Annotated in this window: 13 protein-coding genes; 10 read left to right on the top strand and 3 right to left on the bottom strand. The window is 43.6% G+C overall.

The window, feature by feature from the left end; translation table 11 throughout:
• Positions 1-40: 40 nt before the first annotated feature.
• Positions 41-1,306: an LD-carboxypeptidase gene (locus JMX82_RS09045; protein ID WP_201540292.1), complete on the bottom strand. Its 1,266-nt coding sequence runs from the start codon at positions 1,304-1,306 to the stop codon at positions 41-43.
• A 254-nt stretch (positions 1,307-1,560) separates the two neighbouring features.
• On the opposite strand from JMX82_RS09045, the gene JMX82_RS09040 reads away from it, so the two are divergent.
• Positions 1,561-1,959, top strand: a complete 399-nt coding sequence (locus JMX82_RS09040) for a YkvA family protein (RefSeq protein ID WP_201540291.1) — start codon at positions 1,561-1,563, stop codon at positions 1,957-1,959.
• A 123-nt stretch (positions 1,960-2,082) separates the two neighbouring features.
• Here the strand turns inward: JMX82_RS09040 and JMX82_RS09035 are convergent, their stop codons facing one another.
• Both JMX82_RS09035 and JMX82_RS09030 read right to left on the bottom strand, forming a co-directional pair.
• The gene (locus JMX82_RS09035) at positions 2,083-2,388 is read right to left on the bottom strand and encodes a hypothetical protein (RefSeq protein ID WP_045445540.1); all 306 of its coding nucleotides are present in this window, start codon (positions 2,386-2,388) and stop codon (positions 2,083-2,085) included.
• Between the two features lie 91 nt (positions 2,389-2,479).
• Entirely contained in the window at positions 2,480-3,034 is a 555-nt protein-coding gene (locus JMX82_RS09030) for a hypothetical protein (RefSeq protein ID WP_095849322.1), read from the bottom strand.
• A gap of 424 nt (positions 3,035-3,458) precedes the next feature.
• On the opposite strand from JMX82_RS09030, the gene dnaQ reads away from it, so the two are divergent.
• The 9 genes from dnaQ to JMX82_RS08985 all read left to right on the top strand — a co-directional run bounded on the left by dnaQ (position 3,459) and on the right by JMX82_RS08985 (position 13,257).
• Positions 3,459-5,075 (top strand): DNA polymerase III subunit epsilon, encoded by a 1,617-nt coding sequence (gene dnaQ / locus JMX82_RS09025; protein ID WP_201540290.1) that lies wholly within the window; start codon positions 3,459-3,461, stop codon positions 5,073-5,075.
• Positions 5,076-5,235: 160 nt separating this feature from the next.
• Positions 5,236-6,918 carry a hypothetical protein gene (locus JMX82_RS09020; protein WP_201540289.1) on the top strand — a complete coding sequence of 561 codons (1,683 nt, stop codon included), beginning with the start codon at positions 5,236-5,238 and terminating at the stop codon, positions 6,916-6,918.
• A 249-nt stretch (positions 6,919-7,167) separates the two neighbouring features.
• The gene (gene nudC / locus JMX82_RS09015) at positions 7,168-8,211 is read left to right on the top strand and encodes an NAD(+) diphosphatase (protein WP_201540288.1); all 1,044 of its coding nucleotides are present in this window, start codon (positions 7,168-7,170) and stop codon (positions 8,209-8,211) included.
• A gap of 130 nt (positions 8,212-8,341) precedes the next feature.
• Positions 8,342-9,190 carry an RnfABCDGE type electron transport complex subunit B gene (locus JMX82_RS09010; RefSeq protein WP_201540287.1) on the top strand — a complete coding sequence of 283 codons (849 nt, stop codon included), beginning with the start codon at positions 8,342-8,344 and terminating at the stop codon, positions 9,188-9,190.
• 111 nt (positions 9,191-9,301) lie between these two features.
• Positions 9,302-9,997, top strand: coding sequence for an endonuclease III (gene nth, locus JMX82_RS09005; protein ID WP_201540286.1), 696 nt, complete (start codon positions 9,302-9,304; stop codon positions 9,995-9,997).
• A gap of 325 nt (positions 9,998-10,322) precedes the next feature.
• Positions 10,323-10,919: a DJ-1/PfpI family protein gene (locus JMX82_RS09000; RefSeq protein ID WP_201540285.1), complete on the top strand. Its 597-nt coding sequence runs from the start codon at positions 10,323-10,325 to the stop codon at positions 10,917-10,919.
• A 161-nt stretch (positions 10,920-11,080) separates the two neighbouring features.
• The gene (gene metK, locus JMX82_RS08995; protein ID WP_201540284.1) at positions 11,081-12,247 is read left to right on the top strand and encodes a methionine adenosyltransferase; all 1,167 of its coding nucleotides are present in this window, start codon (positions 11,081-11,083) and stop codon (positions 12,245-12,247) included.
• A 72-nt stretch (positions 12,248-12,319) separates the two neighbouring features.
• Positions 12,320-12,691 carry a DUF3144 domain-containing protein gene (locus tag JMX82_RS08990; protein ID WP_372815298.1) on the top strand — a complete coding sequence of 124 codons (372 nt, stop codon included), beginning with the start codon at positions 12,320-12,322 and terminating at the stop codon, positions 12,689-12,691.
• A gap of 233 nt (positions 12,692-12,924) precedes the next feature.
• Positions 12,925-13,257 carry a hypothetical protein gene (locus JMX82_RS08985; RefSeq protein WP_201540283.1) on the top strand — a complete coding sequence of 111 codons (333 nt, stop codon included), beginning with the start codon at positions 12,925-12,927 and terminating at the stop codon, positions 13,255-13,257.
• The last annotated feature ends 130 nt before the right edge of the window (positions 13,258-13,387 follow it).

Below are 13,387 nucleotides of genomic sequence, written 5' to 3'. Positions count from 1 at the left end.
AATGCATAGTAGTTAGAGATTAGTGCTTAATGTTTAGCGTTTAAGCAGTTTGCCATAACCCTTCTACTTGGATAGCATCAGCCTTGATGGTTGGGTAATCTGTAAATGCTAGCTGGTAGCCGCCATCGGTATTAGGCGTCAGCTGACAAGTCGCTCCGAGTGGAAAGCTGTGTTTTTGTCCAATATGACCAAAACGCATGCCGCTATAAATCGGTAATCCTGTCAGCTGATGCAATTGACGAATCACCGTAGCCACATCATAACGCTTGTCATAACTGTCCTCTCCTGCAGCAGACAGTGCCCCAAATACAATCGCTTGCTGATTTTTAAAGACACCTGCGAGATATAAGTCATATAACATGCGCTCAATACGATAAGGTTGCTCGCCCACATCTTCTAAGAATACAATACCGCCATCAATGCGCGGCAAGTACTCACTACCTGCCAGCGCCGATACCACGCTTAGATTGCCGCCCCACATCGTGCCAGTGATGGTTTTTGGCTCACTACTTGTCAAAATGCTTGGGAGTTTCTGACTGGTTAGTGCCGCGTCTGATATATTAATAACCAGATTAGGATTGGTGAGCGCTTCAACAAACTGTCGACAGCTGACTTCATCAGGTTTGGTCTTGCCAAATTCACTATAAAGCATCGGCGCCGCAAGCGAGCTCATATCACCCTTTGCCAGTAGCGCGCACTGAATAGCGGTCACATCACTGAAACCTGCGAGTATCGTGCCTCGCCCCTGCATAATACGACCTAGCGTCGACCAATCAACCATCGGCAATATGCGCATGGCACCGTAGCCACCGCGCACACCCAGCAGCAATTTGGGCGCTGCGATAGCACCCGTCGCGATGTTTTGCAGGTCACTCGCTCGCTGCGAATCCGTACCAGCAAAACGCAGATACTGCCGATTGGTAATCGTAGGATTATTGACTTTAAAACCTGCACAGGCCACACGATCTAATGCCAATTGGGTGCGGTCACCACTACCACCAACGTTGGAGCTAGCGAACAGTCGTGTCTCAATCGTAGGTGTGATACAAGTGGTCTGTATGAATGGCGTCTGCTCGTTTAATGATTCTGTTGGTAAATCGTCCTTAGTAAGCTGGGTGCTGCCATTAGGCTCGATAGAACTGGTGGCCCAAACCTGAGAGATACTTTGGCTTGCTAATGCAGCAGTACCCGCACTGACACCTACTCGACGCAAAAACTGCCTACGGCTTAGCCCAGATGTTGTTTTAATCGCTGTATGCTCATTTTTGTTTCTATCATCTGTTAATAACTGACTCTTGAAAACCATCTCTCTCTGCCACCTTATCATTTTTATTTTAATATACTTTTGCATCATCTTTATTTTTGCAGTCTACTTGCTTAAACCGCACAGCAGCATATTGTAAACGCTTTTTTGGCGATGATAGTTGCCCAACCCTTGCCACTATTTAATTTTTCGCGATGCTAGCCATGATACATACCAAAAACCTAGCCGTATTGGCACATTCCGCGACTTTGTTGTAGTATGAGAATACCGATTTCGGTTAAATAAGGATAATAATAATGGCTGAGAAAGCGACTGATAAACAGAAAAAAGAGGACATATTGGATACTGATTTAGAGTACCTCATCAACGAAGAAGAAAAACTGCAAGAAAAGCTAAAAGACAGTAGCCATCTTGAGCGTTTTGCCAAAGATTTGATGCTATTCATGAGCTTGATTAAAGACTACTATCAAGGAAACTATCGCGATATTCCCTACAAGACCATTTCAGCAGGTGTGGTTGGACTGCTATATACTCTCAACCCAATCGATATCATTCCAGATTTCATACCTTTTATCGGTCATATTGACGATGCGCTAGTCCTCACCTTTTGCTTGAAGTTGGTCGAAAAAGATTTGCAAAAATATCAAACTTGGAAGAAAAAACAAACCGCTACTGACTTAAAGAAAAACAAGTAACTTTGTACAAGCTAGCATCCTGAAATGATCGTTATAAAAAATGATCGTTATAAAAAGCCACGACTGACAATCAATGTATCAGCCGTGGCTTTTTTATTCATTAATAGCAATTATTTATGTGAGTTAATCTGGAACATCATAACGCGCTTTTTCTGGATTGAGACCGAACGAATAGACAAAGGTTGCAACGAGGCTATTGATAATAATAAACGGCAAATCGATAGCAGCATGCCCAAGCGCATAGCGACCAATCAGCCACGAAACAATCAGCATAATAATAAAGAAACCGCCTAAGTACGCCAAAATTGCAGGATGCTTTAGATTATAAGGTTGCTCAGGTTCAGGCTTCTTATCAAGTACATAGGTTCTGATTGCCCAACCAGCCGCATAAGAAAATCCGCCCAATACCACGTAACTAAAAAAATTCATATTGCTTAACTCTAATGACATATGGTTTATAGCAAAACACTGTTTAAAACAAAACTATCGATCATAAATTCTGTTTATGAGCCGTGCTTGTTTAGAGGCTCTCATTAACATTATCAATCACAATATTGGCATGTGGATTGGCTAAAATATCGGTATTAACATCATCACACTCGACACGATAGATGGTATTGGCACCGCGATAAATATAGGATAAGTATTCACTATCTAAGAGTGGATCGATATTGGCATAGGCAGGCTTCACATGAGCCAGTACTAGCACTCGATCAGGACGCCCAATGACCGCATCGACATTGTCAGGGTCAATAGAGAAAAACTGCGGAATTTCGCTATTTTCAATCACTTCTAGCGGCTCAGCGTCATCCCAAACGCGCTTCGCACTTGCCGGCTCTTTCATCTGCATCACCCACGAGCCATCCTGTTGACTCACTTTTATTTGGGCAGGCTCGTCATGACTAACCGTGTAACAACCTTCAAAAATCGATAAGTCTGTCGCCGCTTCGACCATTCCAGTATCAGCTTGAATGTTGCTATCGTTGCAAGCACTTAAAAATAGTGCGCTGCTCACCGCTATGCCGACTGGTAAGCGCATCAGCCTTTTATAAAAAATGTTTGAGCGTAAGGACATAATAGGGTTATCCTGCATTCATGCATTAAACTTTTATGAAAATTGTCTTTAAAAAAACTATCTTTAAACAGTGATGACGACAATCTTAATGTTAACGTGATTTTCTAGGGCATGTTTTCATCAACTATTGGCACTGTCGAATGATTTGCGCTACTAATTGACGCCAGCAAACTGCTGTTTTTTCTGCTGCGTAGTCAATACCGTTTGATATTGTGTCGCAACACAAGTCATTTTAACAGAAAATAGCAAGGTTACTATTATGATCTGTGCTTTTGGCGACTTTGTGCATTACGATTGCCCACATCAACGATAGATTTGTTATACTCATTCCCAAAATATAATGGAAGCGCTGGTGTAAAAACAACGCTGGCAAAATCCCTCCAACCCTCCCTATGTTTATCAATTTTTAGGTCAATAATTTTTTATGTCAGACAATCGCACCTCAGCGCAGCCATTCAACACCAGTAACGCGATGAATCCGTTGGCCGCCAAATCAAACACCACCGTGGCCTATACGGACGGTGCCTGTAAAGGCAATCCGGGCGCTGGTGGCTGGGGCGCACATCTCATTTTTAGTGATGGACGTACACAAGATTTGTACGGCGGTGATAAAGAGACCACCAATAATCGCATGGAGTTGATGGGCGCAATACAAGCACTAACCCATAGCCCGCATGAGCACAACCTCGAGATTTGGACAGACTCAAGCTATGTCAAAAAAGGCATCACCGAATGGATAGAGGGTTGGAAAAAAAGAGGCTGGAAAACGGCAAGTAAAAAACCCGTCGCCAATCAAGACCTTTGGCAGCAATTAGACAAGCTATGCCAGCAGCGCGATGTTGACTGGCATTGGGTCAAAGGTCACGCAGGACATGCAGGCAATGAAAAAGCGGACGAGCTGGCAAACTTGGGCGTGACGTCCAGCAGTGAAGAATTATCGAGCATAGAGCCGCAAGACACAGCTAAAAAAAAAGGGCAAATAATGCCTAATACAGCGCAAAATGCTGCTCACGATGACTGGCTAAGTTTCGATCCACTGGGTCTGGATATGACAGATGATGAGCTTGACGAAGATGTCATAGACACTGATAACGATACAAACTCTGCCGATGATATGATGAGTAAAGATGCTGTAATAGAAGCCGATCGCTATCAGCATAATGCTAGCAAACCAATGAGTAAAATAGAGATGCCGGAAACCCAAACGTCTATGACTGATGCGACGATAAATGATCATGTGCCTGCTACCGTTACTGGCATAGAAGAAGCTAATACACCAAAATTCGACGGCGACACCAGCCGTGCCAATCCGTATTTCATACCGCTGCTGCCCAAACCTATCCATCGTCATGAGTCTGATCGCCAGCTCATTATGGATACTGAAACCACAGGTCTTGATCCGTTAAAAGGCGACCGTATTATCGAAGTCGGTATCGTGGAGATGATCGGGCGTAAATTTACGGGTGAAAAGCTCCACGTTTATATCAATCCACAGCGCGGCATGGATGATGAAGTCATTCGTATCCATGGTATTTCTGAGGCATTTTTGACCGACAAGCCTACCTTCGATCAAGTTGCTCAGTCGCTCTATGATTTTATGGACGGCGCAGAAATCATCGCTCATAACGCCACCTTTGATATGAACTTCTTAAACATGGAGTTTGCCAAAGTTGGTATGAACGACTTTGCCGAGCGCGTACAAGTAACTGATTCGCTGGTCATGGCAAAGCAGCAATATCCTGGGCAAAAAAACACCCTAGACGCTTTAGTGCGTCGCCTAAACGTGGGAAAGCAAGATCGTACTTTTCACGGCGCCTTACTTGATTCAGAGATTTTAGCAGAAGTTTATCTGGCGATGACAGGTGGGCAGGTTACACTCGCCATCGAAGAAGACACGCAAACAGATGGTGGGCAGACAGCACACGCCAGTTTTGCCAATTTAGCGTCTTTGTTGCTAGAGTCATCTACGGATGAAAATACCAATCAAGAGTGGTATGCCGCGCTCGCTGAAGCGTATCCTGAGTTAAAAGCCAATATGTAGTCGCCGTATAAGCTGATGATATCAATCTTTGAGCAATAACATTTGTATAATATAGGCTTGATTATTGTTATATTAAGCGTTAAAACGTTACCAGCAAGTGCTTTTTCGATCATCATTTAAACCATCGCCATTCTCATCAGTACATTATGGAAAAACACCTATGAACCAGTCTGCGCAAATGAAGTTAACGGCCCCAACGCTTAGTGTTACTGATTTCAATCTACCATCGCTACATTTGTTGCATGATGAGATCATCGTAACCTTAAAAGATACTGAGATTCATCTGAGTGAATTTAATGATGATAATAGTCAAGCCCCTTTATTATTAGATTCTATCACTGTGCTAAAGCAGCTGTCTTGCATCTTTGAGCTGATATCTTTGGTTGGTGCCGAGGCTTTGAACACCGCTATTGTCAATGGTTTACAGCGCCTCTATGATAATGGTGATAATAACGATACCAGCTTGATTATGGACTTATCAGAAGCCATTATGACACTGGATCGCTATATCGAGTTTGTGCTTTTGACAGAGTCGGTAGAGCCAACCTTGTTACTACCTGTTATCAATAAACTCAACGCTCACGGGCAAGAAACCCCTATCACAGCAGACTATTTTGCAGCCTTTGGTAGCAGTAGTGTCATCATTGCCAACCCTGAACAAAACTTCCAACCACTTGACGAGCTTAACCTAGACACTGAACTACTAACTTATGCTTATCGTAGTGGTCTTGGAGTCGCTCTGCTCAATCAAGATGGCAACGTTAGCCCAGACGATCAGCAGAAACTTGACGCCATGAGTGCAGCGTGTGCTTTGATAGCGTCAAACACCAGCAGTCTATTTTGGAAAGCGGCCACCGCAGCTGTCACTGACATTGCCACGATATTACCGCTAAATCTGAGTCAAAAACACACACTGATTTATTTAGAGCAGCAATTCCAAAGCTACTTGCCTGTGATGGACAAACGTTTTGCTGATTTGGTCAGTTTTGCTTGCCAGCGTGACAGTGATGCTGCGCAACGACTCCGTGAGCAATACGCCAGTAACCACTTGGACAACGCTCAACTTGAGCAAATGAAACGTTTCTTATTCGGTCCTAATCGCGCGCTGACCGATACGCTGAACACCATCATTCAGACCCAAATTAATACCATCAAAGAAAATGTGGATAGCTACGCACGCGGTGATTCATTGAACCCTGTCGATCTGCAAACCGCACAGATTATCGAAGAGCTAACAGAATTGAGCTCAGCATTACGCTTGCTTGGTTTATCAAATGCAGCCAATAGTCTCAGCGTAGCAGCAGAAGCTGTTAGTCATTGGCAAACGCCCTCGCCTGATGATTTCGATCACTTGCTGCTGGCATTAATGCATGCGGAAAACGCCACCATTGCAATGGCAGAAATGCACACACCAGGGGCCATCTATTTGCCACTGAATAACCCGCATATCTCTTTACATCAGCTCAATACGGCTAATGATACTTTAATACAAGAAAGTCGTTCCGCTATTGCCAGTGCAGAACAAGCCATTAACGATTATTTGGCTGAGCCAGAGCGCGATATGCTCAATATTCAGAACATACCTGAGATGATGCGCCAAGTGGCAGGGGCTGTGCGCTTCTTACAGCTACCAACACCTGCCAGTATGCTCAGTCAATTGGCCAATTATCTTCAGCAACGTATCGAAGGTGGACAACGTATTGAAGACAATACGCTTGCCTGTATCGCTGATGTCATTATGGCCGTCGATCATCATCTAGATGGTTTTGAACACAATCGTCCGGTCAGCAAACAAGCATTAGATGTGGGACAGCAGAGCTTGAGTCATCTACTCGCAGCCTAATTTTTATCATACTTAAGCACTAAAATGATATTTAAATGGCGGCTTTGCTGCCATAGCCCTTCATTTATATATAGTCGATCCCATATAAGCTAGATACAAGCAAGGTGATTGAAAGCACTACGAATACTAGTGCTGAGCGAGCCTGACTGACACCGTATCCGAATGATATAGGATTGACTTTACTTCAATTAAAAAAAGTCTGTATCAACACTGATGCGTACTGACCGTAACCGGTTTGGAATTTTACCTATGACCAGCGCTTTTATATTTAGTGATGATACTGTTTTATGCCGCCAGCTACCTAATGGATGGTGGCCAGTGCAGCTTGAATTACCCCCATCCGCTACACATTCAGACGAGGAGACCCAGCTTGCTTATCAAGTTGGTCATGTCACGCTACTCGAAAGCCTAGCACCGCGTCACTGGTCGCCTGATGTCAAGCATACTAACGCGAGTGTAGATACTCTGAAGTATGCCGATATTTTAGAAAGTTCCGATACTCTAGAAGGTATCGATACTCTAGAAAGTACCGATCGTTCGATTAATACTCTCCACACCTTTACTGCGCAAGCGGCTAGCGCTATTACTTATGACTATGCAATTGCACATCATATTGCATTGCCTATCATCGCTGAGGGCAGTGGCAATGCGTTTGTTCCTTACCGCCAGCTGATTACTCAGTTGCCCGTGGCTTTGTCCGATCAGCTTAGCCAAGCGATACAGTTATTGCGCTGGCAAACAGATACACAGTTTTGTAGTCGCTGTGCTGCCCCAACCATTCATGCCAAACGAGATGAGCGTGCGATGGTCTGTCCAGTGTGCCGATTGCGCCAATACCCACGTGTACAACCCTGTGTCATCACGGCTATCACTCGCCCGAATCCGCAAACTGATGAAATGCAGATTTTGCTAGCCCATCATCATCGTTATGGACAGCAAAAAACAGCGCCTCATTTATTACAGTCGCCACAACCGTTACTATACGGTTTGATTGCAGGCTTTGTAGAAGTGGGTGAAAGCCTAGAACACGCGGTGGTGCGCGAAGTGGCAGAAGAGGTAAATATCAGCCTATCAGATATTCGTTACGTCAGCAGTCAGCCATGGCCATTTCCGTCTAATTTAATGCTAGGCTTTCGTGCTTCTTACGCAGCTGGCGAAATTGTTATCCAAGAAGATGAGCTGTCGCACGCCGATTTTTTTGATCTATCAAATTTGCCAAAAATACCCTCAAAAGGTAGCATTGCTTACGAGCTGATCGCACAAATTGCCAATGAGCAAGGTATTTTACTTTAATCTATAATATCAATGCAGCATTTATCAATATCGTTATTATCCTATTATTCTAATGTCAGCGCTCAGAGCACACTTAGCACTTAGCACTTAGCACTTAGCACTTAGCACTGATATTAAGGTTTTAAAGCATATGCAAAGCACCACTAGTAAAAATAGCACCCATATCCGTCTCACCAATTTGCCAATCTTGTTCGACACTTTGGATATAGAGCGCTTACCTGCGGACATACAAGCGAAAATCTCATATATTGATGCTTGTCTACCGCAAACACAATGTGGACTTTGCGAGCACCCAGACGGCTGCTTACCTTATGCCGCCGCTATTGTGCTTGACAATGAGCCATACAATAAATGTGTACCCGGTGGTCAACCCGTTACCAATGCTATCGCTCAAATCATTAATATAGATAGTCATGAAGCGATACTTAGCACTGCGCCTTCTCAGTGGCCAATAGATGCGACCTCTGAACGTCCGACTGAGGTACGTGCGGTGATCCGTGAAGATGACTGTATCGGCTGCACCAAATGTATACCTGCCTGCCCAGTCGATGCTATTGTCGGTACTGGTAAGCACATGCATACTATCTTTACGGATTTATGCACTGGCTGCGAGCTTTGCATCGCTCCTTGTCCAGTCGACTGCATCGACTTGGTCACTGTTGAACGGGAGCTGTCTAGCTCTGAACGTACCACAGAGCAAGAAGATTTAAGACAGCGCTATCATACTCATTTAAGACGCGTCACCGAACAGCTGGCTGATAGTAGCAATAGTAGACCTGTAGTCAGCATGGTTGAAGCAAAACTGAATAATGCCGCTAGTCAATCGTTGAATATCAGCGAAGCGCAGGCAAAAAACACCATTGCCGCAGCGAAGCTTCGTAGTAAAATTAAAAAGCTAGAAAAGCAGCTAAGTGTCCGTCCAAATGAGAGCAAACAAGTAGAGCTTGATGCATTGCAAGTGGAGTTAAGTCAGCTTTAATAGCGTAATTATCATTTGTTAGACAGTCTACCCAACATCGCTAAAATGCATTTATCCCGATATCTTGTATCAGTTATTAACTATCAATAGCCAAAAAATAGTAAGAATACTATGAGTAAAACCGTCAAACATAAAACTGCCGATACCCCGCAATCGAGACGAATGCCCAATCGTGACGTGCGTCCATTTTTTGAAAAGCTGGCAGCGACGATTGATGAGCCAGTTACGGAATTGAATTATAAGAGTAATTTTGAGCTGCTGATCGCGGTCATCTTGTCTGCGCAGGCGACTGATGTGAGCGTTAATATTGCTACCAAGCAATTATATCCCGTAGCAAATACACCTGAAGCAATCTTGGCATTGGGTGAAGACGGTCTAAAATCTTATATCAAAAATATTGGCCTATACAATGCCAAAGCCAAAAACGTCATCAAAACTTGCCATGATTTAATTGAGAAATTTAATAGCACCGTCCCTGATAACCGCAAAGACTTAGAATCTCTTGCTGGCGTTGGACGCAAAACCGCCAATGTGGTCTTAAATACCGCCTTTGGTCAGCCAACCATGGCGGTTGATACTCATATCTTTCGGGTAGGTAATCGTACAGGACTTGCCACGGGCAAGAATGTCTTGATCGTTGAAAATAAGTTGGTCGAGCGTATCCCAGATGACTTCATCGTGGATGCGCATCATTATCTTATTTTGCACGGGCGCTATACCTGCCAAGCCCGTACACCCAAATGCGGGGCGTGTCCTGTTTATGACGAATGTATGTTTAAAGACAAAGCCAAGTTTTTGGAGCTATAATTTTTAGAACGATCGCTTTTAGAACGATAACGGCTCTAGGGCGTGTCCTCAATTCAATCGATTACTTTCTAAATGGGCTAAAAATAGCTAAATTTTGCCAAACATCGTCAAATAGCTTCTTAATATCTCGATATTATGTGCGCTATTTTCCTTGTTTGACGGCAATTTATCTCATTTTTATCACCATTTTTAAAATGAGGACACGCCCTAGTTATAAAAGGTTTAATTTATCTACTTTATATAAATAAAACATGAATAGCGTGGTTAAAAAAGCAGTAGACGCCCACTTACTTGTGTAAACATTATTTAAAAATTAGGAAGCCAGATGCAGACACTGACCGCGCTATTATTCGATGATTTTGAGACTTTGGATCTATTTGGACCTATCGAGATGTTTGGCTGCTTATCTGAGCATTATCGTCTGCAATTTGCCTCCTTAAACGGCGGCATTATCCATAGTAAGCATGGCGTTGCGATGCAGACAGTCGCTGTCAGCGAGTTAGCGCATCAGACTGATATCTTGTTGATGGTTGGCGGCATGGGTACTCGCCAGCAAATCAATCACCAACCATTTTTGCAGACGTTAACAATCTTGGTTGACCATGCTGATTGGGTACTTAGCGTTTGTACAGGTAGCGCATTGTTGGCTAAGGCTGGCGTCTTAGATGACAAGCGCGCAACGTCTAATAAACTGTCATGGCAATGGGTGATAGCGCAATCTGACAAAGTCCATTGGGCAGAGCAAGCACGCTGGGTTATTGATGGCAAATTTTATACGTCCTCAGGTGTCAGTGCAGGTATGGACATGGCGCTTGGCTTTATCGCCGATAGACATGACATCGATACAGCGCGCCAGATCGCTCACTATACTGAATATCGCTGGCAAGAAAATAGCGAGATTGATGACTTTTACCATGGTTAATCCATGCCTAGTTACTTCTTAGTATTATCCATCGCTAGAGTTTTACCTCGATACACGGTAAAATGTGCTAATTTTTTATTCGTTTTCGCCTTTTATTTTTATATACATTTAATAATGACTGAGTTCGTAGAATACAGTCCCTGCAATTAAGCGATCCCATTATGCGTGAATACAACTTATTTACCTCAGAATCTGTGAGCGAAGGTCATCCTGATAAAATGGCTGACCAAATATCAGATGCCATCCTTGACGCCATCTTACGTGAAGATTTGCATGCACGCGTGGCATGCGAAACCTTGGTTAAAACAGGTGCTGTGATACTAGCAGGTGAAGTCACCACGACGGCAAATATCGATGTTGAGCGTATCGTGCGTGATACCGTAAACGGTATTGGTTATCACCACTCAGATTTGGGCTTTGATGGCGAAACATGCGCGGTCATCAACATGCTCGGCAAACAATCTCCTGAAATCGCTCAAGGTGTCGATCGTAGCGACCCTGAAGAGCAAGGCGCAGGTGACCAAGGTCTTATGTTTGGCTATGCCAGCAATGAAACTGACGTATTAATGCCAGCCCCTATCGAATTTGCTCATCGCTTGATGGAACGCCAATCTGAGCTGCGCCGCGCAGGCGAGTTGCCGTGGTTACGTCCAGATGCCAAAGCACAAGTGACGTTAAGATATGACGGTAGCAAGCCTGTTGCCATTGATGCCGTGGTGCTATCAACGCAACACGATCCAAGTATCTCGCAAAAAGACCTGCAAGAAGCGATCATGGAATCTATCATCAAACAAGTATTGCCTGCTGAATTATTGCATGCTGGCACGCGCTATCATATCAATCCAACGGGTAAGTTTGTGATTGGCGGTCCTGTTGGTGATGCTGGATTGACAGGTCGTAAAATCATTGTTGATACGTATGGCGGTATGGCGCGTCATGGCGGCGGTGCATTCAGTGGTAAAGATCCATCAAAAGTAGATCGCAGTGCTGCATATGCCGTACGTTATGTGGCTAAGAATATCGTTGCGGCAGGACTTGCTGAGCGCTGTGAAATACAGGTTAGCTATGCCATTGGTGTCGCTGAACCAACCTCTATCTCGGTCAATACTTTTGGTACGAATAAAATCAGCAATGATGAAATCATCCGTCTGATTCGCACCCATTTTGATCTGCGCCCTTATGGCATTACCCGTATGCTAAACTTATTACAACCAATGTATCAGCAAACGGCGACTTTTGGTCATTTTGGTCGTCCTGGCTCTGAAACTGCCTTTACATGGGAAAAAATAGACAAAGCTGAAATCTTGAAAGCAGACGCTGGTTTGTAAAAATATCACGTTACATCCCTTAAAAACCCTCTTTATAAATTTAAAATTACCGACACTTATTAGGAGTCGCTTATGTCTCAAGACAATATGCAAGACAGCAACATTCAAGAAAGCAATGTTGATGCTAACATTGAGATTACCCCTGAAATGCAAGCATTTTATCAACGTGCTGATGCCATTATTGGTATCGCAAATAGTCAGTTGGGTTCTGAAGCGCATTCAGGACAAGTAGGTGCATCACTACTTTATGCAGCCGCACGTTATAGCGCATCTGTCGCCTCTATCGGCTTTGTCAAAGGCGATGACTTTGCCAAAGAAAAAGATGATATCGTTGAATTTTATGTCAAACAATATCGCCAAATGCTGAGCGACAACCTGACTGATTATGCGCAGAACTTTGATAAATATGTTCAGCTTAATCAAGATGACAAAGCTGCCAAATAGTTCTATCGCCTTTAGCTGGCATTTATAAAACGGCTAGCATTTATAAAATTGATAGTAATAATTCTTAAACCCAAGCTTAATCATAAGCTTGGGTTTTTTTATTAATCATGATTTGGTAGATGACTGCTGATAAATAGGCTACTATCAATTAAAACCACCTTGTTCATCACATGGTTGCAACCAGCTATCGATAACAGGGACTTACCGAACACTATTTATAAGGACATATGATTATGAACCACTTATTCAAATCATGGCGATCATGCCTGTCATTATTAGGGTTATCAGTCACTATTGCCTTAGCTGGCTGTAATAACATCCAAAGCATCGATACGCCTGACACCGCCCCTATTCATAGCACTGGGCACAGCCAACAGAACAGCGATAACCCTTTTATCAAGTGCCCACCTTACAACCCTGAGCAAACGATGTGCACCGCGCAATATGATCCTGTGTGTGTCAAAGTAAAAACCAGCTCAGGATTTAGTTATCGCACTGCGGGCAACTCATGTTCGGCATGTGGCACAACGGCGGCAGTAGGTTATGTCAAAGGACAGTGCTCATAACCTTGCTTTATAACTTTGGCTTCATAACTTTGTGTAAATACTTTATATCAAACCCTAGATTAACACACCAAGTGCAACGCTAAGTAATGAAATAAAACACCTGGCTTGGCGTTTTAAACCCCAAACGCTT

Source organism: Psychrobacter sp. 1044, from assembly GCF_904846525.1.
GTDB lineage: Bacteria > Pseudomonadota > Gammaproteobacteria > Pseudomonadales > Moraxellaceae > Psychrobacter.
This window is presented reverse-complemented; position numbering and strand designations above follow the sequence as displayed.